At 71.4% G+C, this 22,205-nt stretch carries 17 protein-coding genes; 14 read left to right on the top strand and 3 right to left on the bottom strand.

From position 1 onward, the window contains the following. Position 1 precedes the first annotated feature (1 nt). The 6 genes from E4K62_RS03370 to E4K62_RS03345 are packed head-to-tail and all read left to right on the top strand — an operon-like array spanning position 2 to position 6,301. Positions 2-985 carry an ABC transporter permease gene (locus tag E4K62_RS03370; protein ID WP_205805877.1) on the top strand — a complete coding sequence of 328 codons (984 nt, stop codon included), beginning with the start codon at positions 2-4 and terminating at the stop codon, positions 983-985. After that, positions 982-1,869 (top strand): ABC transporter permease, encoded by an 888-nt coding sequence (locus tag E4K62_RS03365; RefSeq protein ID WP_135063546.1) that lies wholly within the window; start codon positions 982-984, stop codon positions 1,867-1,869. The genes E4K62_RS03370 and E4K62_RS03365 overlap by 4 nt, the downstream gene beginning before the upstream one ends. Next, a complete protein-coding gene (locus tag E4K62_RS03360) occupies positions 1,866-2,882 on the top strand; it encodes an ABC transporter ATP-binding protein (RefSeq protein WP_135063544.1) in 1,017 nt (338 codons plus the stop codon). The genes E4K62_RS03365 and E4K62_RS03360 overlap by 4 nt, the downstream gene beginning before the upstream one ends. Before the next feature lies 1 nt (position 2,883). Beyond that, the gene (locus E4K62_RS03355; RefSeq protein ID WP_135063542.1) at positions 2,884-3,825 is read left to right on the top strand and encodes an ABC transporter ATP-binding protein; all 942 of its coding nucleotides are present in this window, start codon (positions 2,884-2,886) and stop codon (positions 3,823-3,825) included. Further along, the gene (locus E4K62_RS03350; RefSeq protein WP_167747727.1) at positions 3,822-5,198 is read left to right on the top strand and encodes an MmgE/PrpD family protein; all 1,377 of its coding nucleotides are present in this window, start codon (positions 3,822-3,824) and stop codon (positions 5,196-5,198) included. The genes E4K62_RS03355 and E4K62_RS03350 overlap by 4 nt, the downstream gene beginning before the upstream one ends. Continuing rightward, positions 5,195-6,301, top strand: coding sequence for a CapA family protein (locus E4K62_RS03345; RefSeq protein ID WP_135063538.1), 1,107 nt, complete (start codon positions 5,195-5,197; stop codon positions 6,299-6,301). The genes E4K62_RS03350 and E4K62_RS03345 overlap by 4 nt, the downstream gene beginning before the upstream one ends. A 43-nt stretch (positions 6,302-6,344) precedes the next feature. On the opposite strand, the gene glmS is transcribed toward E4K62_RS03345, so the two are convergent. The 3 genes from glmS to E4K62_RS03330 form a co-directional block, all read right to left on the bottom strand. Further along, positions 6,345-8,195 (bottom strand): glutamine--fructose-6-phosphate transaminase (isomerizing), encoded by a 1,851-nt coding sequence (glmS, locus tag E4K62_RS03340; protein ID WP_135063536.1) that lies wholly within the window; start codon positions 8,193-8,195, stop codon positions 6,345-6,347. A gap of 490 nt (positions 8,196-8,685) precedes the next feature. Then, on the bottom strand, positions 8,686-10,440 hold the full coding sequence (locus E4K62_RS03335) for a DUF4012 domain-containing protein (RefSeq protein ID WP_135063534.1): 1,755 nt from the start codon (positions 10,438-10,440) through the stop codon (positions 8,686-8,688). A gap of 5 nt (positions 10,441-10,445) precedes the next feature. Next, positions 10,446-10,994, bottom strand: coding sequence for a hypothetical protein (locus tag E4K62_RS03330; protein ID WP_135063532.1), 549 nt, complete (start codon positions 10,992-10,994; stop codon positions 10,446-10,448). Between the two features lie 420 nt (positions 10,995-11,414). On the opposite strand from E4K62_RS03330, the gene E4K62_RS03325 reads away from it, so the two are divergent. The 8 genes from E4K62_RS03325 (at position 11,415) to E4K62_RS03290 (ending at position 22,191) form a co-directional block, all read left to right on the top strand. Further along, positions 11,415-12,959, top strand: coding sequence for a sugar transferase (locus E4K62_RS03325; protein WP_135063530.1), 1,545 nt, complete (start codon positions 11,415-11,417; stop codon positions 12,957-12,959). Between the two features lies 1 nt (position 12,960). Next, entirely contained in the window at positions 12,961-13,830 is an 870-nt protein-coding gene (locus E4K62_RS03320; protein WP_135063528.1) for a WecB/TagA/CpsF family glycosyltransferase, read from the top strand. Positions 13,831-14,070: 240 nt separating this feature from the next. Continuing rightward, positions 14,071-15,900, top strand: coding sequence for a glycosyltransferase (locus E4K62_RS03315; RefSeq protein ID WP_167747726.1), 1,830 nt, complete (start codon positions 14,071-14,073; stop codon positions 15,898-15,900). Positions 15,901-16,121: 221 nt separating this feature from the next. Next, positions 16,122-16,697 (top strand): hypothetical protein, encoded by a 576-nt coding sequence (locus E4K62_RS03310; RefSeq protein ID WP_135063524.1) that lies wholly within the window; start codon positions 16,122-16,124, stop codon positions 16,695-16,697. 5 nt (positions 16,698-16,702) lie between these two features. After that, positions 16,703-18,007 (top strand): MFS transporter, encoded by a 1,305-nt coding sequence (locus E4K62_RS03305; protein WP_135070830.1) that lies wholly within the window; start codon positions 16,703-16,705, stop codon positions 18,005-18,007. Further along, positions 18,004-19,032, top strand: a complete 1,029-nt coding sequence (locus E4K62_RS03300; protein WP_240742800.1) for a TolB-like translocation protein — start codon at positions 18,004-18,006, stop codon at positions 19,030-19,032. The genes E4K62_RS03305 and E4K62_RS03300 overlap by 4 nt, the downstream gene beginning before the upstream one ends. Before the next feature lie 5 nt (positions 19,033-19,037). Further along, on the top strand, positions 19,038-19,574 hold the full coding sequence (locus E4K62_RS03295; RefSeq protein WP_167747725.1) for a VanZ family protein: 537 nt from the start codon (positions 19,038-19,040) through the stop codon (positions 19,572-19,574). Continuing rightward, positions 19,567-22,191: a DUF4082 domain-containing protein gene (locus E4K62_RS03290; protein ID WP_167747724.1), complete on the top strand. Its 2,625-nt coding sequence runs from the start codon at positions 19,567-19,569 to the stop codon at positions 22,189-22,191. Before E4K62_RS03295 ends, E4K62_RS03290 begins: the two co-directional genes overlap by 8 nt. The last annotated feature ends 14 nt before the right edge of the window (positions 22,192-22,205 follow it).

The raw sequence follows: 22,205 nt of genomic DNA, 5'->3' as shown, positions 1-22,205 counted from the left end.
CGTGAGCGTATTCACCGGGGAGCGGATGCGCGCCACGCGCATCCGCTCCCGTCCCGCCCTCGCCCGCGCGGCCCACCTCGCCGCGGTCGTCCTGCTCGTCACGCTCGCCGCCACGGCATTGACGGACCTCATGCCCGGTTCCCCGGGATCGGTCATCCTCGGCCCCGGCGCGACGGCGCAGCAGATCGCCGACTTCGATGCCGCACACGGGTACGACCAACCGCTGTTCGCGCGATACGTGCAGTGGCTCGGCGCCGCTCTGACGGGTGACCTGGGAACGTCCATTCAGACGAACCAGCCGGTCGCCGAGGTCCTGCTGCAACGCCTCCCCGTCACGCTCGAGCTGACCGTCCTGGCCCTCCTGCTCTCGCTGCTCATCGCCGTCCCGGCCGCCGTCTACGCCGCATCGCGGGCGAACGGCGTCTTCGACCGGATCATGTCCAGCCTGGCGTCGGGGTTCCTGTCCATCCCGGTGTTCGTGGTGGGTGTCGTCCTCGTGTACGTCCTCGCGGTGTCGACGCGCTGGTTCCCCGTGGCCGGGTGGGCGCCGCTTTCTGCGGGGCTGGGCGAGAATCTCCGTTTCGCCTTCGTGCCCGTGCTCGCCCTGGCGCTCGGAGAGTTCCCCGCGTTCTACCGCCTGCTACGTGGGGATGTCATCACGACGCTTCGCGAGGACTTCGTGCGCACGGCCACCGTCCGGGGTCTCCCCCGCGCCTACATCCTGCTGCGACACGTGCTGCGGCCGTCCTCCTTCTCACTCATCACCGTCGCGGCCGTAGCGTTCGGGCGACTGCTGGCCGGATCCATCGTCATCGAGAGCCTGTTCGCCCTCCCGGGGCTGGGCAGCCTCGCCCTGCAGTCGATCCCGGCCAAAGACGTCCCGATGATCCAAGGAATCGTGGTGCTCGTCGCTGTGACCTACGTACTCATCAACGCCGCCGTCGACATCGCCTACACCTTCCTCGACCCCAGGACCCGCCGATGACCGCGACCGCCCCGCCCACCAGGCCGTCCACCCGGACGCTGCACACCGTCACGGTGCCGCGGCGCCGGCATGCCGGCAGGCGCATCGCCCTCGTGGTGTCGGTGACGTGGATCGCCCTGCTGGCGACTCTGGCCCTCGTCGCGGATCTTCTGCCGTTACCCGGGATCGATGAACCGGTGGGCGGCCCGAGCCTCCCCCCGTTCTCCGGCGAGGGACCACTGCTCGGCACCGACGCGATCGGTCGCGACGTCGCGACCCGGCTCATCTACGGGATCCGGATCTCGCTCGCCGTCGGGATCGGCGCCACGGTCATCGCGCTGGTGATCGGCGTGCTGCTCGGCCTCATCGCGGCGAACGCGCGCGGGAAGATCGAAGCGCTCATCAACGTCCTCGCCGACACCGTGCTGTCGTTCCCGCCGCTGCTGCTCCTGATGGCTCTCGCGACCGTCGTGGTCCCCGGCGTACCGACTCTCGTGTTCGCCTTGGGGTTCCTCTTCGTTCCGCCGTTCTTGCGCCTGACCCGCTCCGCAGCGCTCGCGCAGATGAACCGTGACTACATCACCGCGGCCCGCACCCTGGGCGCCGGTCGCGCGCGCATCGTCTTCCGCGAACTGCTCCCCAACAGCATCCAGCCCGTCGTGTCCTATGCCGTGGTCGTCATCGCCGTCATCATCGTCATCGAGGGCTCGCTGAGCTTCCTCGGGGTGGGGGTTCCCCCGCCCGCCCCCAGCTGGGGTTCGATGATCGCCTCGGGCAAGGACAACCTCAGCCGCGCGCCGTACCTGATCGTGGCCCCCTCGCTGATGATCTTCCTCACGGTGCTCAGCTTCAACACGGTCGGCGACCATCTGCGCCGACGTCTGAGCGGAACGGGTGCCGCATGACCCTCGATAGCCAGGCCGACCTTCGCGAGTCCGGGAGTGCCGATGCACTCCTTCGCGTCGAGGACGCACGCTGCGCGATTCCGACCGGGCGCGGCGACGTCAAGGCGCTCGGCGGGGTGGACCTCGAACTGCGCGCCGGCGAGGTGCTCGGCGTGGTCGGTGAGTCCGGTTCGGGCAAGTCCACGCTGGCGGGGTTCATCATCGGAGCACTCGCTCCCGGGGCGCAGTCGACCGGGTCGGTCATCCTGGAAGGCCAAGATCTGCGCAGCCTGCCCTCCGAGACCGCCCGCCGTGTGCGGGGCCGCCGCATCGGGATCGTCTTCCAGGACCCCATGATGGCGCTCAACCCCGTCGTCCCGATCGGACGCCAGGTCACCGAAGCGGCCATGTTCAATCTCGGGCTCTCCCGCGCGGAGGCGAAGGCCAAGGCCGTCGGGCTGCTGCGCCAGGTAGGCATCCCCGACCCCGAGCGCAGGCTCCGCCATTACCCGCACCAGTTCTCCGGCGGGATGCGCCAGCGCATCACGATCGCGATGGCCTTGGTGTGCGATCCGGACATCCTCATCGCCGACGAGCCCACCACGGCGCTGGACGTCACGGTCCAGCGCCAGATCCTCGATCTCTTGGCACGTCTCGCCCGCGAGCGCTCGCTCGCGATGATCATGGTCAGCCACGACCTGTCGGTGATCGCGGGACGCACGGACACCATCGCGGTGATGTACGGGGGCTACGTCGTGGAATCCGGGCCGACCGTCGAGGTCTTCCGCAACCCGCGGCATCCGTACACGCGGGCGCTGCTGCGGGCCATCCCCCGCATCGACGGCTCGCGGCACGCACGGCTGGAAGCGATCCCCGGCAGCCCGCCGGATCTGACGCTACTCGGCACCGGGTGCCCGTTCGCACCGCGCTGCCCGAACGCCCTGCCGCTGTGCGCCGACGTCATGCCGGCGGTCTCCCATCCGCACGGAGGCCGAACGCTGCGATGCCACAACCCCGTCCCGGAAGGAGCCTGACATGCCGCTGCTGGAGGTGAGCGACCTGACCAAGCGCTTCAAGGTGCCCGGGGGGAGCGTGGAAGCCGTCTCAGGTGTGAGCTTCTCCCTCGAACGTGGCGAGACGCTCGCCCTCGTGGGAGAGTCAGGATGCGGGAAGTCCACCACCGGGCGCGCCCTGCTGGGCGCACCCGGCCCGGATGAGGGGACGATCGTCCTGGACGGCGTGACGCTGTCCGATCGCGCGGCGTCCCGGCGGCGCGACGTGCAGATGATCTTCCAGGATGCGCGGGCCTCGCTGAACCCCCGCCGCCGCGTCCGCGATCTCGTCGCCGAAGGGCTGCGGATCGCCGGCGTGCCGAGGGCGGAGACGCGCACCCGCGTGGACGCCATGCTGCGTGCGGTCGGTCTCGACCCCGACCGCGTCGGGGACCGCCGCGCCGCGGAGTTCTCAGGTGGCCAGTGCCAGCGCATCGCGATCGCCCGCGCGATGGTCATGGAGCCCCAGGTGCTCGTGTGCGACGAACCGGTGGCATCGCTGGACGTGTCGGTGCAGGCCCAGGTGGTCAATCTCCTGCAGGACATGAAGGAGAGTTACGGGCTCGCGATGCTGTTCATCTCCCACGACCTCTCGGTGGTGCGCAGCATCAGCGACAGGGTCGCGGTCATGTATCTGGGGCGCGTCGTGGAGATCGGAGGCGTGGATGAGCTGTACGAGAACCCCGGGCACCCGTACACGCGAGCGCTGCTCGACTCCGTCCCCGCACCTGACCCTGCCGCCCCCTCGCGGGGCGCGGCGCTGACGGGAGACCTGCCTTCGCCGATGTCACCGCCGAGCGGCTGTCGGTTCCGGACCCGGTGTCCGCTCGCCCAGGATGTGTGCGCGACCGAGACTCCCACCCTGCGGCGCACCGCGGCGGGACAGCTCGCCGCATGCCACTTCAGCGAACTCGTGGCCGCGTGAGGGGGGCGACCGCCGAGCTGGCGGAATGGGCGGCGAGCCTCCGTATCGAAGATCTGCCCGACAGCGTCATCGATCGTGTCCTGGCGCACACGCTCGACACCGTCGGCGCGATCCTCGTAGGTGCCACGCAGCCGTGGACGCGCACGGTGGCCGAGTACGCGTCCGTCGAGTCGCCGACCGGCAGATCCCGCTCCGCGGCGCTCGATCGCACGCTCCGTCCCGAGTGGGCCGCCCTCATCAACGGCACGGCGGCGCACGGTTTCGAGATCGACGACTACGCCCTGCCCGGGCTGTCGCACCCCGGCAGTGTTGTCGTGCCGAGCGCGTTCGCGCTGGGTGAGGACCGGGGGATCTCGGGCCGCGCGCTCATCGTCGCCCTCGCCGCCGGGTTCGAGTCGATCGTGCGGTTCGGTGAGGCCTGCACTCCTTCTCTGACCAGCCACCGCGGATTCCACGTCACAAGCGCGCTCGGGGTCTTCGGCTCGGCAGCCTCCGCTGTCAGCGTCCGTGGGCTGACTGCGGAACGGGGCCTGGCCGCGCTCGGAATCGCCGCCGCGCACGCGAGCGGCACGACGGAGTTCACGAGGACCGGGGGCGACATCAAGCGGCTGCACGCAGGCATGGCGGCGGCGGCCGGCATCCGCTCGGCGGCCCTCGCCGCGGGCGGGTTCACCGCTCCCCTCGCCGCCATCGAAGGCGAACGGGGGTTCCTCGCGGCGTTCGTGGAACAGGCCCGCCCCGAGCAGCTGACCGCGCAGCTCGGGCACCGCTGGGCGCTGGACGGCCTCGCACTCAAACGCTGGTGCGTGTGCGCCGGAATCCAAGCGCCGCTGGCGGGGCTGGACGCGATCCTCCGCGAGGGCGACATCCGGCCCGAGGACATCACGGCGATCGAGGTCGGGGTCGACCGCGCGACGCTGGCCCACGTGGGTCACATCGGCGGCTCGCCCCGCGACATGACGGAGGCGCAGATGAGCCTGCACCACGCCATGGCGATGCGCCTGGTCGCGGGTGGCAACGACCCCCTGCACTACACCCTCTTCGAGCAGGGGCTGGATGTCGGGGCCCAGGCGGACCGGGTCTCCCTCCACGTGGATGACACCGCGGAGGAGGCCTTCCCCCGCCGCCTGCTGGCCTCGGTCACGGTGCGCACCGCCACCACGACCGCCACCACCGTCCGCGCCGAAGCGCCCGGCACTCCCACGACCCCCATGGATCGCGACGCGCGACTGGAGAAGTTCCACGCGCTCGCCGACCCCCTCATCGGCGAGCGCGATGCGGTCCGCCTCGTCGACGCGGTCGACGCGCTCCGAGAGGACGGGCCGGTCTCGGTCGTCCTCGCTCACACCCGAAAGGCACAGCACACCGCATGATCCGTTTCACCGCCGTCGGCGACGTCGGGCCCGAGCGCCCCGACGTCGACAGTCTGTTCGAGAAGGTCGCCGCGCACGTGCGCGCGGCGGACATCGCGTTCATGCAGCTCGAGATGACCCTCACCCAACGCGGGCAGCGCGTCCCGCAGACCAAGCACACCTCACGGACGCACCCGGATGCCGCTGCGGCCTTCCGGCGCGCGGGCTTCACCCACGCCGGCTGGGCGAGCAACCACTCGCTCGATTGGGGGACCGAGGGCTTCTTCGACACGATCGACGCGCTCGACGCGGCGAGCGTGGTACCGCTCGGCGTCGGGCGGGATCTCTCCGAAGCCCGCCGGATCCGGATCGCCGAGGCCGACGGGATCCGCGTCGCGATCCTGGCGTACTGCAGCATCCTCCCGGCCGACTACTGGGCCACGGCGCAGCGTCCGGGCGTCGCCCCCCTCCGCGCCTTCACGGTGCACGAGCCGATCGAGCCGGACCAGCCGGGCACCCCGGCACGGATGCACACCTTCCCCCATCCGGACGACCTCAGCGGCATGGTGGCGGACATCCGCGCCGCGCGGGAGATCGCGGACGCCGTCATCGTGTCGGCGCACTGGGGTATCCACTTCAGCTACGCCGAACTCGCCGATTACCAGCGCGTGGCGGGGCGGGCGGCGATCGACGCCGGCGCCGACCTGGTCATCGGCCACCACGCCCACATCCTCAAAGGCGTCGAGATGTATCGCGGGAAGGCCATCTTCCACAGCCTCGGCAATTTCGCGATCGAGCTGCCGATGGATGAGGAGCACGCCCAGCGACCATCATTCCGGCACCTGCTGTCCCTGCACCCCGGCTGGGAGCCCGACATCGGCGGGATGTTCAACTTCCCGCCGGATTCACGCAAATCGATCATCGTGGACTGCGACATCGACGAGAGGGGCGTGTCGGGGGTGCGCCTGCGTCCGGTGTGGATCGATCGGATGGCCGTGCCCGAGATCCTCGCTCCCGACGACCCGCGCTTCGCCGAAGTGGTGGACTACCTCCGCGGCGCCTCGTCCGCGGCCGGACTCGACACCACCTTCACGGTGGACGGGGACGAGGTCCGAGTGTCCTGACGCGGGGGCGCTCCGCCCCCGCGGCCGGGACTCCGCCCGCGGTCTACTCGACCGTCACCGACTTGGCGAGGTTCCGCGGCTGGTCCACGTCCAGGCCCTTGGCCGTGGCCAGGCCCATCGCGAAGATGTGCAGCGGCACGACGGCCAGGAGCGGCTCGAACATGGGCGCGGCCAGCGGGATGCGCAGCACCTCGTCGGCGACGGGCAGCACGGCGGCGTCACCCTCCTCGGCGATCGCGATGACGCGCGCGCCGCGGGCGCGGATCTCCTCGATGCTGGAGATCACCTTGCGGTGCATGTCGCCGCTCCCGCGGGGAGACGGCACCACCACGAAGACCGGCTGACCGGCCTCGATGAGCGCGATCGGGCCGTGCTTGAGCTCGCCGGCGGCGAAGCCCTCGGCGTGGATGTAGGCGAGCTCCTTGAGCTTGAGCGCGCCCTCCATGGCGATGGGGTAGCCGACGTGGCGGCCGAGGAAGAGGACCGATCGCGTGTCGGCCATCCAGTGCGCGAACTGCGAGATGCGCTCCTGCTCGGTCTCCAGCACGCGCACGATCTTGCCCGGGATCGCCTCGAGCTCGGCGACGTTGTCGGCCAGCTGCTCGGCCGAGAGCGTGCCGCGCAGGCGCGCGACGTGCAGGGCCAGCAGGTACAGCGCGGTGATCTGCGCGACGAAGGCCTTCGTGGAGGCCACGGCCACCTCGGGGCCGGCGTGGGTGTACACGACGGCGTCGGACTCGCGCGGGATGGTCGCGCCCTGCGTGTTGCAGATCGACAGCGTCTTGGCGCCCTGCTCGCGGGCGTACTTGACCGCCATCAGCGTGTCCATCGTCTCGCCGGACTGGCTGATCGACACCACGAGCGTGTTCGGGGAGAGCACCGGGTCGCGGTAGCGGAACTCGTGGGCGAGTTCGACATCGACCGGCACGCGGGTCCAGCTCTCCAGGGCGTACTTTCCGACCATGCCGGCGTACGCGGCGGTGCCGCACGCGATCACCAGGATGCGGTCGATTCCTCGCAGCAGGTCGTCCATGCCGTCCAGCTCGGGGATCTCCACGCGGCCCTCGTGGATGCGGCCGAGGAGGGTCTTGGCGACCGCCTCGGGCTCTTCGGCGACCTCCTTGGCCATGAACGAGGACCAGCCGCCCTTCTCGGCGGCCGCGGCATCCCACGTCACCTCGAACGGTTCGACCTCCACCACGGACCCGGCGAAGTCGGTGACCTCGACGCCCGTGGGGGTGATGACGACGATCTGGTCCTGCCCGATCGCGAGGGCGTTGCGCGTGTGCTCGACGAAGGCGGCGACGTCGGAGCCGAGGAAGTTCTCCCCGTCGCCGAGGCCGATCACCAGCGGTGAGTTGCGGCGAGCCCCGACGACCACGCCAGGGGAGTCCTGGTGCATCGCCAGCAGCGTGAAGGCGCCCTCCAGGCGCGCGACGACAGCGCGGAAGGCCTGCGCGAGGTCGCCGGTGGCGGCGTACTCGCGGCCGAGCAGGACGGCGGCGACCTCGGTGTCGGTGTCGCTGCGGAAGGAGAACCCCTCCCCCACGAGTTCGGACTTCAGCTCGGCGAAGTTCTCGATGATGCCGTTGTGGATCACGGCGAGCTTGCCGTCGTCGGCCAGGTGCGGGTGCGCGTTGACGTCGGTGGGGCCGCCGTGGGTCGCCCACCGGGTGTGCCCGATGCCGGTCGTGCCGTCCGGCATCGGCCGGTCGACGAGGTCGTCGCGCAGCACCGCGAGCTTGCCCGCGCGCTTGCGCATGCCGAGGCCGCCCTCACCGTCGATGACGGCGATGCCGGCCGAGTCGTAGCCCCGATACTCCAGTCGGGCCAGCCCCGACATCAGGATGTCCTGGCTCTGTCTCGGGCCGACATATCCGATGATTCCGCACATAACCCCTCATCCTAAGCGGCGGAGTCTGAACGCCTTCCGGACGACGCGGCCGCGTCGCGGCGTCGCGTGCGCCCGTCGGTGGGAGGGCGCGGGCCCCCTCGAGCCACCGGTGGGACTGGGGACAGGAGAGGGCCCACTGCTCCGATGCGGACCCGCGGAATCGCTTGGGGAAACGACCCGACCAAGACTGCTGGGGACAGCCCGGGAACCGCATCGGAGGCACGGTCAGTGTACTGCACGGCACCAGGAGCGAAACGGGATCTTCGCCATGCGTGTCGGGCGAGCCGTCCCGGTTTGTATCTGGTGCAGTCGTGGGGGCGGTTGTATCGTGAAAGCTCGACCGAACGGTGGTCGCGAAGGGGCCTCGGGGCGAGGCGCTGCCACGGTCCGGCCGGCGCGAGGAGTGACTGGGGAGAACGCTCCCGCAGCATCGAACCCTGTGCGCGGCAGGCGTCTCACCGGCCGTGCACGGGGTTCGATCTCGCAGCGGTCAGCCGTCGCACGCCGGCGCGGCGAGCACCCGCACCGGAACCGGTTCGAGCATCGGAGTGTGCAGCACGACGGGCGGAACCGCCGCGCCGCCGGACAGCAGGAAACGGAATTCCACCGTTTCGGCCTGACCGGGCGAGACGTTCACGCGGACGGCGGTGACCGAGCGCGTACCGTCGAGGGCCTGCGCCGCGGGCTCGGCGCCCTTCATCCCGGTCACCCCGGCCGGGTCGGCGCCCGGTGGCGCCGCGACGGTCACGTTGGTGCCGATGTCGCCCACCGCCGTCCCCCACAGCCCGCCGCCGGTCATGCTCAGCGGCAGGTCGAAGACGGTGTCGACCGGCGCCGTGTTGGCCAGCTCGACGCGCACGAGGGCCTCCGCCGGGCCGTCGCCGCACGCGCGGACCTCGACCTCGACCGCCGCGCCGAGGTAGCTGCCCATCTTCCCGCCCGTGGCGTCGTTGAAGTACACCGCCCACGCGTCGTCGCCGGCCGCCTCCAGGCGCGCCCTGGGGCCGCCCAGCGCGGACGCGGCCAGCGCGTCCTGCTCGGCCGGCACGGCGCTCCACACCGAGATCCGCCCCTCCGCGATCACCGGCGCGAGCGCGTGGGCCCACGCCAGCGGGTCGGCGTCGGCGGTCAGCGCCGGGAGCACCGCCGCGGTGACCTGCTGCAGGTAGGCGGTCTGACCTTCCGCGTCCAGGTGCAGATACGGCTCGACCAGCAGCCGGTGCACGAGGTCGTCGGCGCTCAGCTGCGTGCCGTCGGGCAGGGCCACCGGCCCGTGCGCGGCCAGGAGCGCACGCAGGACGAGCGGATCGATCGCGACCACGGCGTCCGGGGTCACCCCGTACGCCGACTGCCACCACGCCGAGGCGAGGCCGGCGGATGCGGCGAAGTCGGGGGTCATCGTGGCGTTCTGCACGAAGCGTCCCACCACGTCGCCGTACAGCGCCGTGGCGGCATCCGGGACCGGCGCGATGGCCGCATCCCGCGGTGCGAACGCGCCCGATTCGGCCTGGCGCACGAGGGTGAGCCCGCCGTCTTCGGCGTGCAGCTGAACGAAGCTGCCCGTGATGCCGCCGCCGGTGCGCACCTCGGCGGTGTTCTGCAGCATCACGAGGATCTCGCGCGGGCCGTCGGCGCCGAGCAGGCCCGGCGCCACGGCGCCCGCCTGGGCGAACCCCTCGACGACGCCGGCGCCGGCGTCCAGGGCGCCGCGCAGGCGCGTGACGCCGTCGGCCAGCGGCGGCAGGAGAGCGTCGGCGTCCACGGCGTCGACGGCATCACGCGCCGCGAGCATCGCCGCCGAGGCCTTCGCCAGAGGTTCGGACGCGTCGGCGAGGGCGCGCGGGTCGCGGCGCTCCTGGAGGGAGCCCGCGGCATCCAGCACCGGGTCCACGACGGAGCCGGCCACCGTGGCCAGCTGCTGCGAGACGGTGCGCACGGCGGTGAGGTTCGGGCCGAGGCCGGGGACGGCCTCGAAGAGGGGCCACAGCGCTCCCGTGGTCAGCTCGTGCGCGCGGTCGGCGTGCGTCCGGAAGCGGACGGAGACCTCCCGGGCGGCGTCGAAGTCGCGCGCGGAGACGGCGGAGCCGAGCTCGTCGGCGAGCGGGACGACGGCGGCCAGCTCTTCGGTCGCCTGCCACGCCTGCACACCCACCCATCCGGTCGCGGCGACGGCGAGCACCGCCGCGCCGCACCCCGTGAGCACGAGCGTCCGCCGCCGCCGCCTCCGAAGGGCGACGGATGCCACGCCCGTCAGCTCTCGCGTCGGCGACGCAGCATCGAGACAGCGATGCCAGCCGCCAGGAGGGCGACTCCCACCGCGCCGAGCGCCGGGACCCACGGCTCGAGCCCCGTGAACGGCAGCGTCACCGGAAGCGCGGCCATGGCGCACGCGCTCGAGGCCAGCGGCACCCGCAGTGCGGGTGCGCCGGAGGGCTCCAGCTGGATGGTGGCGCTGGCGGACGGATCGGCGGCGGCCAGTGCCGCCGCATCCGCTGGCACACGGACCTCTCCCGACGTCGTGCCCTCGGTCACCTCGCCCAGAGACACCGTCTCGGTGCGGCCTCCGGACTCGACGACGAGCAACGCCGTGGCGGCGACGGATTCGTCGTCGGCCGCCGTCAGCTGCACGCGGTAGTCGAGCCACGGATCGCCGGAACGGCACTCCATGGCCACGGCTGAGCCGGCCAGCGTGGCGGTCGACGGGTCGACCGGTGTGTATCTGGACTCTGTTGCGACGCCGGCCGTCACGGGTGCTCCCATAAGCACCCCGACGAACACGGCCGCTGCGATGGATCGCATGCGGATTGCCCTCCCCAATAGGCTCGCAGACTCTCAACTCCCCAGTGGAGTGCCTGCAGGTTCGAGACTGTAGCGCGAATCCGGCGAGAACGGAAACACATCCGACACGCCGATGGTGAACGGGGACTTCCGCGCAGCTCGAACCTGTGGTTGTATTCATCCCGCACCAGGCATCGCAAGATGTCGAGGACGCACAGCCGAGGGGTCGGCAGTGCGTGACCTCCCGATCTGGGGTCGGGATCAGGGTCACCTCGGGTGCACTCAGCGGGATCACGCCCGCTTACTGGGGAAATTGGGGACGACGTCCATGGGGAGACGTTATTTGGCGTACCCGCGCACCGTCGGAGGTGTGCGGCTGCGCATCATCGACGGTGCGCGGGGACGCGTACCGCGGGCGCTGAAGCGTTCGAGGACGCGGTCATGACCGCCGTCGACATCGCCGCGCCGGGCCTTTCGCTGCCCGCCGTCGACGCGGCCGACTTCACCGTCGCCCGCCCGGCCGGGCCGGCTCTGGGCGTCGGTCCGCGGGCCATCCCGTCGCTGGAACGCCGGCTGCTGTGGGAGCGGGCGTACCGCGTACGCCTGACCGTCACCGATTCGATCGTCGTCGCCGTCAGCACGTGCGCGGCGTCGCTGCTGCAGCTGGCGACCCTCGCGCCCGGCTCGCTCGCGCAGGATCCGTGGATCCCCGCCCGCATCCCACTGGCCACAGCCCTCGTGTGGCTGCTCATGCTCGCCGCCTTCCAGAGCCGCCAGCCCCGCATCACCGGGGCCGGCAGCACCGAGTACAAGCGCGTCGCGCACGCCACCGGCCTCGCCTTCGGCATCATCGCGATCGCCTTCATCGTCTTCCAGTGGCAGGGGCTGCGCAGTCAGCTCGTCATCGCCCTGCCCATCGGCCTGCTCGGCCTCCTGGTCGCACGCTGGCGCTGGCGCCACTGGCTCGTGGCCCAGCGCCGCGCGGGCCGGTACGTCTCCCGTGCGATCGTGGTGGGCCGCCGCCCCGACGTCGCGCACGTCATCGGGACGCTGCAGCGCGACGAGCAGTGCGGATTCGACGTCGTCGGCACCGCCCTGGAGGGCGATTCCGGTGCCGAACTCACCGTGCGCGCCCGCTCGTACCGCTCGTTCGGCACTCCGGATGCGGCGGCGCGCGTGGCGCGCGACCTCGGCGCGGACACCATCATCGTCGCCAGCCACCTCGACGATCCGGACGCCATCCGGAGCCTGGGCTGGCAGCTCGAGGGCACCGCGGCCGACCTGGTCCTCTCCAGCCGGCTCACGGATGTCGCCGGTCCCCGCATCTCGCTGCGTCAGGTGGTGGGGCTGCCGCTGATCTCGGTGCGCATCCCGACGTTCGACGGCGCACGTCACGCGTTCAAGCGGGCCCTGGACATCGGCCTGGCCGCTGTCGCGCTCATCCCGATCGGCCTGGTCACGCCCCTGCTGGCGCTGCTGATCGCGCTCGATTCACCCGGCGGCGTCTTCTTCCGCCAGCGCCGCGTCGGCCAGGACGGCCGTGAATTCGACATGGTCAAATTCCGCACCATGCGTGCGTCCGCCGAGAGCGAGGTCGCCGGCCTCGCGGCGGGAAGCGACGGCGCCGGCCCGCTGTTCAAGCTCCGCCACGATCCGCGGGTCACCCGCGTCGGCGCCATCCTGCGCAAATACTCGCTCGACGAGCTGCCGCAGTTCTGGAACGTCCTGCGCGGCGACATGAGCGTGGTCGGGCCCCGGCCGCCGCTGCCCAGCGAACTGGGCGGTTACGACGAACCCGTCTTCCGCCGGCTCTACATCAAGCCCGGCATCACGGGGCTCTGGCAGGTCAGCGGACGCAGCGACCTGTCGTGGGAGGAGAGCGTGCGGCTCGACCTCCACTACGTCGAGAACTGGTCGGTCATGACCGACCTCATGATCATCGTCCGCACGGCGAAGGTCATGCTGCGCGGGACAGGAGCGTACTGACATGACCCTGCACAAGCCCACTCCGGCCGCGACGAAGCGGCAGAGGGCCTCCGAGGCGGTGCCCGCCCCGGCCACCGCGCCCGCCACGGGGCATTCGCATCGGCTGGACGACGTGCCCAGCATCGACATCGCGGCGTGCCCCGTGCACGTCACCGACGAGGCCGGCGCACTGCGGGTCATCACGGATGCGGCCAGTCGCCCGCATCCGGCCCCCCTCGCCGTCTCCTCGATCAACCTCGACCACGTGCATCACTTCGGCGACGGCCGACGCCGACTGGGCGCCGGCGACGTGGAGTGGCTGCACCTCATCGACGGCGCGCCGATCGCCCACCAGGCCCAGCGCGTCGTCCACGCCGACGTGCCGCGGCTCGCGGGCAGCGACCTCATCGTCCAGATCCTCGACGACGCCGACCGCCGCCACCTCTCCGTGGCGGTGCTCGGCGGCTCTCCCGAGGTCAGCGCGCCGCTGCGCGAGCGCCTGGCGCGCATGTGGCCGGGCCTGCGTTTCACGGGGCACTGGACCCCGCCGCGCGAAGAGATCTCCGACCCGGCGCGCTCACGCGCGGTGGCCGGGGAGATCCGCGACAGCGGCACCGACATCCTCATCGTCTGCCTGGGCAAGCCCCGGCAGGAGGAGTGGATCGACACCTATGGCTCGGCCACCGGCGCAGGCACGCTGCTGGCCTTCGGGGCCGTCGTCGACTTCCTGGCCGGGCGCGTCTCGCGCGCCCCGCGCTGGGTCGCGGCGGCGGGCTTCGAGTGGATGTGGCGGCTCATGCTCGAGCCACGGCGACTTGCCCGCCGGTATCTCATCGAAGGACCGCCGGCCTATCTGGCCGTGCGGCGGTCGCATTCCCCCACGCGGGCATGAGCTGCCACTTGACCGAATCGTCGCTGTGGGGACTCCGTCCCACCCGACGCACATCGTCCGGGCGGGTGTGCCCCTCACCCGTCCGGGCTTCCCCCCGCGGCGGATGACGACGCGATCCCGGGGCCGAAGGGACGAACCGGCGCGCGAGCCAACGGCGCGCCGGTTCGCCGCGCCACCGGTCGATGACGGCATCCCGAAGCAGACGAAGACGACGACGAAGACGACGAAAGGATGGCGGTCGTGAGCGAGAGCCGACGAGCCGACGAACGCGGATTGGACCGAGGCGATGCCTTCTCCCCCGAGGGGCCGGCGGAGGTCGCGGTCGTCATCGTGTCCTACAACAGCGCCGACGACATCCGCCAGCTCCTGCCCGATCTCCGGCGCGAGGCCCGCGCGATGCCGCTTCGGGTCATCGTCGCCGACAACTCCTCGACAGACGGAACCCTCGCCATGATGTCGGAGCACACCGACGTGGTCACCGTCCGCACGGGCGGCAACCTCGGCTACTCCGGCGCGATCAACGCCGCGATGCGGCACGTCGGCGAGGCCGAGGCCATCCTCATCCTCAACCCCGATCTGCGGCTGGACGCCGGCTCGATCCCGCGGATGCTCCGTCGCCTGCGCAGCGACCCGCGCATCGGCGCCGTCGTCCCGCTGCTGCGCGATCAGGACGGCTCGGTCTACTTCTCGCTGCGCCGTGAGCCCACCGTCCTGCGCGCCGTGGCCGACGCCGTGATCGGCCGGTACTGGCAGCGTCGTCCCGCACCGCTTTCGGAGTACGTCCGCGACCCCCGCGAGTACGCGTGGTCGCACCCCGTCGACTGGGCCACGGGTGCCGCGCTTCTCCTGTCTGCTCCCGCGGCGGCGGTCGTCGGCGAATGGGACGAGCGCTTCTTCCTCTATTCGGAGGAGACCGACATCCAGCGCCGTCTGCGCGACGCCGGCTGGCTCGTCTGGTTCGACCCCGCAGCCGGCGCGACGCATCGGCGAGGCGGGTCGGGCGCCTCGCCCGACCTCGATGCGCTCCTGGCGGTCAATCGCGTGCGCTACATGAAGAAGCATCGGCCGCTGGTCGCCGGCGTGTTCCGCGTTGCCGTGATCGCCGGGGAGCAGCTGCGCCGCTCGCCCGGGAACGCCCGCTCCCGGTGGGCGCTGTGGAGCAGCAGACGGTGGGCCGCACTGCCGCACGCCCTCAGGGATCCCCTGCCGGTCGACGCGTTCCCGCGCGCGTCCATCGTGATCCCCGCACATCAGGAGGCCGCGGTGATCGACCGCACGCTGGCCCCCCTGGCCCACTTGGCCGCCGCGGGCCGGCTCGAAGTCGTCGTGGTGTGCAACGGCTGCACCGACGACACCGCCGATCGCGCGCGCGCCTATGCCGGCGTGCGCGTCATCGAGACCGAGGAGGCGTCGAAGACCGCCGCCCTCAACCTCGGCGACGCGCACGCGAGCGTGTGGCCGAGGTTCTACCTCGATGCCGACATCGTCGTGCCGCCGGCTGCCCTTGCCCCGGTCATCACCGCCCTCAGCGGCGGCACGGCGCTCGCGGGACGCCCCTCTTTCCGGCTCGACCTGCGCGGCGTATCGCCGATCGTGCGGGCGTATTACCGGGCACGCGAGCGGATGTCCTCGACCTCCGCCGCGCTGTGGGGGGCCGGCGTCTACGGCGTGACGCGCGCCGGTCACGCCCGCATCGGACACTTCCCCTCGTTCACCGCCGACGACCTGTACGTCGACGGGCTGTTCGCGCCCGAGGAGAAGACCTTCCCGGTCACCGCGCCGGTGACCGTGTCGGTTCCGCGGCGCACGAGCGCACTGCGACGCGTCCTCATCCGGATGCGGCGAGGGCCGGCGGAGCAGGGGGTGGACACGGGCGCGTCCACGGCTCGCGAACTCGCCCGCAGCGTCCGCGGGCCGCTGTCGGCGACGGATGCCGCCATCTACGCCGCCTTCGCGATGGACGCGCGCCGCGGCGCACGAGAAGCCGGCCGCCGCGGCGCCGACGGATGGGAGCGCGATGATTCCTCCCGCGGAAGCGCCGCTCCGGACTCGCTCGTGGGCGCCGGATGATCAGAGGCGACCGGCGCAGCCGCGCCGCACACCAATCCTGACCCGGCGGTTCCCCTGGCTGGGGCGACGGGTTAGACTCGCCCAGAAGCGGCGATCAGGTTCCGGGGGGAATCGATCGTCTTGGGGCATGATCATGACCGCGCTCGAGCTGCGTCGTCGTGGGGGACTTGGGGAATGGCTCGATGGGGATATCTGCGCGTTCGCGCATTCTGACGCCGCATATGCGGGTCGCACTGGTCGTCACGGCGGTTCTCGTCGCGTCCGGCGCGGTACTGAGCGGATGGCTCCTGCTGTCCGCGGAACCGCCGGCATCACCGCGGACGGCGACCACCGCCGCGGCACCGGGACCGGTCCCCGGCGCCACGCCCGAAGCGGGCAGCGAGGTGCTGCCGCCGGACGAGCAGGCTCCGCCGAGTGACCGGCTGCCGGCCATCGCACCCGCCACCCCGCGCATCGCCGCCCCGCTTCCGGAACCGGCCTCGGCGCAGGGCGCGCTCGTGGAGGGCTACCCGGCCGACCTGGCCGCGCCGCTGGACGGCTCCGACGTCCTGGACTCTTCGCTCGCCGTGGAGGGCGACGTGCTCCAGTTCACCCTCATCGCCCGCTCCGACGCATCCGGCAGCGACATCGCCGCGCACTACGCCGGACGGTGGGCTGCACTCGGGATGGCGCCCGCGCCGGAGACCGGCCCCGCCACGTCCTACCGCGACGCGTTCTCCTCGGTGACCGTGGCCGCGGAGGCCCCCTCGGGCACCGGCACGGTGTACACCGTGTACGGCGTGCTGAGAGCGGGGTGAGCACGATGTACATCTCGCTCACCAACACGCCCGCGCCCGACGGGGATCCCGCCGAGGGCGACGCGCCTGCGCCGGGAGCCCCGCGTCCAGCGGGCCTGCGCACGGTGTCGTCGACCGTCATCACCCTGGGCGTCGTGTCGCTGCTCACCGACATCTCCTCCGAGTCGGTCTCGGCGATCCTGCCGCTCTACATCACCGGGGTCCTGGGGCTCTCGACGATCGCGTTCGGCGTGCTGGACGGCCTGTATCAGGGCGTCAGCGCGCTCGTGCGCATCGCGGGCGGCTACACCTCCGATCGCATTGACCAGCCCAAATGGGTGGCCTTCGTCGGTTACGCCCTCGCGGCCGTCGCCCGCGTCGGGCTCCTCTTCGGCTCGGGGTTCGCCGCGCTCACCGCCGTCGTCACCGCCGACCGCATCGGCAAGGGCATCCGCACCGCCCCGCGCGACTCGCTCATCACCGCCACGAGCGATCCGGAGAAGCTGGGTACGGCGTTCGGCGTCCACCGGATGCTGGACAACATCGGCGCCGCGCTCGGACCGCTCAGCGCGTTCGTGATCCTGCTGGTGATCCCCGACGGCTACCTGACGGTGTTCGCCGCGTCCCTGGCCTTCGCGACCATCGGGGTCGTCATCCTCGCCCTCGTCGTTCCGAACGTCCGCACCCGCCGCCGCGAGGCGCGGCCCGCGGGCGAGCCGCGTCCGAAGCGCGAGCGTTTCGCGTGGTCGGTGATCACGCGCGGTCCGATTCGTCGCGTCCTGGCCGCGGCAGGCATCCTCGGCCTCATGACGATCGGCGACGGGTTCATCTACCTCGTGCTGCAGGCGCGCAGCGACTTCGCCGCGCAGTGGTTCCCGCTGCTCTATGTCGGAACCAACGTGGCGTTCCTGGCCTTCGCCCTCCCGCTGGGCAAGCTGGCCGACCGGATCGGCCGCGCTCGCGTCTTCGTGCTGGGCCACCTCGCACTCCTCGCGACGTACGTCGTGGCCGCCCTGCCGGTGGCCGACATCGCCGCCACCATCCTGTGCCTGGTGTTCCTCGGCGCCTTCTACGCCGCGACCGATGGAGTGCTCGCGGCGCTGGCCGCGCAACTGACGACGCCGGAGACCCGTGGCACGGGCATCGCGGCCGCGCAGACGGTCGTGGCGATCGCCCGCTTCATCTCCGCGGCGGGATTCGGCCTGCTGTGGTTCGCCATCGGCCGGGAGGCCTCGATGCTGGTGGTCGCGGGAGTCCTCGTGATCGCGATCCCCTGCGTGGCCATCCTGCTGCGGCCTCTCCTCGCCTCGTCGAAAGCGATGAGGGCGTGAACGATCGCCGCAAGTGGATGATCGTGGCGATCGTTTCGTGCGCGGCGCTGGCGGCGACCTCGGTCGTGGGGGTCGTCGCGTGGCGTGAGTATCAGGCTCGCGCGGAAGCCCCCAGTGCGGTCGACGTCGCGGGCGCCGGGGACGAGATCGACGGAGATCACGTCGTCTTCCGAAACACCGCCTCCGGGTCGGGGTACGGGCACATCGCGCGCGTCCCGTTGTCGGATCCGGAGGGAGCACGGGTCGTCGACAGCGTGGCGTGCGACCGCGTCGACGCGACGGACGTCGAGTTCTCGTGCCTGCGGATCGAACGCGGCATCGTCCCGTCGTACTCGGCGACCCTGTATTCACGCGAGGGCGACCAGCTGGAGCAGTGGCCGCTGCCGGGCATCCCGAGCCGCACCCGGATCTCGGCGGACGGAGCGCTCGTGGCGACGACGTCGTTCGTGACCGGGCACTCCTACGCCACGGTGGGCTTCTCGACCGAGACCGTCATCCGCACCGCCGGCGGCGAGAGCATGGGCAACCTCGAGCAGTGGACCCTCATCGTCGACGGGACCGCATCCACGCCGCAGGACCGCAACTTCTGGGGTGTCACCTTCGTCGACGACACCACCTTCTACGCCACGGTGGGTCTGACGGCTTCGGGGGCCACCCACCTGGTGCGCGGCGACATCCCCGCGCGCACGCTCACGACGCTGGCCGAGAACGTGGAGTGCCCGTCCGTCTCGCCGGACGGCACCCGGGTCGCCTTCAAGCGGGTCACCTCGGGCTCGGGTGCAGCCGTGCGGTGGACGCCGGCGATCTACGACCTCGCCACCGGCGAGGTGACGGTCCTCCCGGAGCCCCGCAGCATCGACGACCAGATCGAGTGGCTCGATGACGACACGATCCTCTACGGGATGCCGCGTGAGGGCGCCGTCGGCGACACCGACGTGTGGCAGCTCGCGGTCGACGGCTCGAGTGACCCGACCATCTTCATCGAGCACGCGTGGTCGCCCTCGGTCGTGCGGAGCGGACCCTGACCGGCGTGCGGGCATCCAGGGCGCCCGCCGGCCGCACGGGCCCTGTCACGCGGCGCGCGCCCTGGGCGCTCATCGGCGTGGCGGTGTACGTCGCGGCCGCTCTCACGATCCTGCTGTCTCCCGTTTCGCCCGAGCGGCTCGTGGCGGAGGCCACAGCATGGCTGCGTGACGGCGTCGGGCTCTCGGCGGTGCGGCAGGGATGGGTCGAATTCGGCGCGAACGTCGCGCTGTTCACGCCACTGGGTGCTCTCGTGACCCTCGCGTTCCGCCGTCCCGGAGTGGGCATCGCAGCCGCCCTCATCCTCTCGGCGGGAGCGGAGATCGTGCAGCTCGCCCTCCCCGGCCGCACCGCGAGCGCACGTGACATCCTCGCGAATGTCGCCGGCGCGGCCGTCGGCGCCCTCGTGGTGGCGGTGGTCCGGGCGACGCGCCGACATGAGAAGAGCATGAGATCTCGGGGAAAGCAGGGTCATCGCTGGTACGGTCGGCGCAGGGGCGTTCAACGCACGTTGTCGAGCCATGGAGCGCCCCGCAATGACTAAGACACGCCCGTCCCTCTTCCCGCGACTGCTCACGAGCGGTCTCGCCCTCGTCTGCCTCGCCCTCGCGACATGCGTGGCGATGGTCTCCTCGATGGTGGTGCACGCCCACAGGGACGAACCTCCGACCGCCGCATCCACGGCCGTGAGCGTGTTCGCAGACGCGGCCACGCCGCGTTCGCACGCCGGCGCCGTCAACGACGAGGCCCCGCTGTCGGTGGCAGCGGGGGTCACCGGCATCGCGACGTCGTCACTCACCGACGAGGCTGCATCCTCCGACCTGGCGGTGCCGGACGAGGCCGCAACATCCGCCGGAGCGTTCCCCGGCACGGCGACGCCGCAGACCCCCGTCGACGCCGACCGCGATCCGGTCGAGCTGGGCATGCGGTTCACGCCCAAGACCGACGGCGTCGTGACGGGTATCCGCTTCTACCGGACCACCGCCAATCGCGGTCCGCACACCGGCACGCTGTGGAGTGCCTCGGGCAAGGTGCTCGCCCGAGTCGGTTTCCCTGAGGCGACGTCGACGGGGTGGCAGACCGCTGACGTGTCGCCCGCCGTCACGGTCAGCGCGGGCGCGACGTATGTGGTGTCCTATCACGCACCGAATGGGCGCTACGCCGCCGATGAGCGCGGCTTCGACCGGGGCGTGGAGACGGACGCCCTGTCGATCCCGGCCGGGGCCGGCGTCTTCACCTACGGCTCGGGCGCGTTCCCGACCGAGAACTACCGAAACTCGAACTACTACGTCGACGTGGCGTTCCGCGGCGTCGTCGACGTGCCGGTCGATCCGCAGCCGACCGTGTCGCCCGAGCCCACCCAGCCGCCGGCTGCGGGGGCCTTCCCGGATGACACCGAGCCCGCGCAGGCAGTCGATCCCGATCGCAGTTCGGTCGAGGTGGGGATGCGGTTCACCCCCAAGGTCGACGGCACCATCACCGCACTGCGGTTCTATCGCTCCGAGGCCAACCCAGGTCCGCACGAGGGCACGCTGTGGGATGCTGCCGGCAGGGTGCTCGCGCGCGCCGATTTCCCTGCCGGCACCGACGCCGGATGGCAGACCGCCGAGCTCGCGTCGCCGATCGATGTGACCGCGGGTACGGAGTACGTCGTGTCGTACCTGGCACCTGAGGGCCGCTACGCCGCCGACGTGCACTTCTTCGACACCGGCATCGAGAACGACTACTTCACCGTTCCGCCGGGAGCAGGCGTGTACGCGTACGGCAGCGGTGCGTTCCCGACGCAGAACTACCGGAACTCCAACTACTACGTCGACGTGCTCCTGACGCCGGCCACGGTCCCCGGCCCGGCGCCGACCGATCCGCCGCGACCGGGCAATCCGGCGCCGGCGCCGACGGCATCCCCTGCCCCCTCCCCCGCGCCCACCGCGGTGCCGACCCCGGCGCCCACCGCGGTGCCGACCCCGACGCCCGCGCCCGCGCCGACCGATCCCGGACCGCCGGCGGTCCTCGACCTGCCGACCGAGCCGTGGTGGGGCGGGCCGGAGTACTACGGCCAATGGGACAAGCCCACCGCCGCGGGATGGACCGACCCGTCGTTCTTCCCGATCGCGGTCTTCTTCGGCAAGCCGTCCCACGCACGTCAACTGGCGGCGATCGGGATCAACACCTACATGGCCGCCGAGCATGACGGATCACCGATCTCGACGATCACGCGAGAGGGGATTTCCGTCCTGCCGCACGACGAGTGGACGGCCGCCGAGGTGGGTGACAATCCGCTCGTGGTCGGGTGGAATGTCAGCGACGAGTGCGACATGGGCTACTCGGGATGCGCTCCTGACGGCACGGAGGCCGATCGACTCGCGATCCATGAGCGCCTGGTGAACGAACGCAAGGCGCTCGCCGACGGCCGGTTCCTGCAGGCCAACTTCGGAAACGGCGTGCTGGAGACGCACTGGGCGCCCACGACGATGGACGACCACGTCGCGCTCCTGGACGTGACGAGCGTGGATAAGTACGCCTACACCAGCCCTCACGTGCAGGGGCTGCTACCGACCTCGCCGTCGTGGCCGACCGGAAAGAATCCGGCCTCATCGGGTGCGTACGGATGGCTGCAGGACCAGATGGAGAAGTTCTCCACACCGGCTGCCTCCACGCCGAACTGGGTCTTCGTCGAGACCGCGATGCCCTACCTCACGGATGCCGGCGCGACCAGCATCACGGGCGACAGGATCGAAGGAGCGGTCTGGAACGCCATCATCCACGGCGCCGCCGGCATCGCGTACTTCCAGCACAACAACGACGGGACCTGCGGCAACTACTCCCTCGTTGAATGCTCCCAGGCACTGCGCACGAAGGTGGGCGCTGTCAACGCATCCGTCGCATCCTTGGCCCCGGTGATCAACACCCCGTCCTATACGTGGTCGTTCGGTCCGAGTCTCGAGACCGCGCTGAAGGTCCATGGCGAGTACGCATATGTCTTCGCCATGACTGACGGCGGCTCAGGAACGCGGACCTTCTCGGTGCCCGCCGGCGTCGACGTACTGGCGGTGGAGGTAGTCGGTGAAGACCGCACGCTCAGGATCGTCGACGGCGCCTTCACCGACACGTTCGCTTCGGAGCACGATCACCACATCTACCGCATCGCGCTGGAGGGCTGACGAACCGGGCGGTG

This window comes from Microbacterium wangchenii, from assembly GCF_004564355.1.
Taxonomy (GTDB): domain Bacteria; phylum Actinomycetota; class Actinomycetes; order Actinomycetales; family Microbacteriaceae; genus Microbacterium; species Microbacterium wangchenii.
The sequence above is the reverse complement of the archived record's forward strand: the minus strand, read 5'-3'. Positions and strand labels throughout refer to the sequence as shown.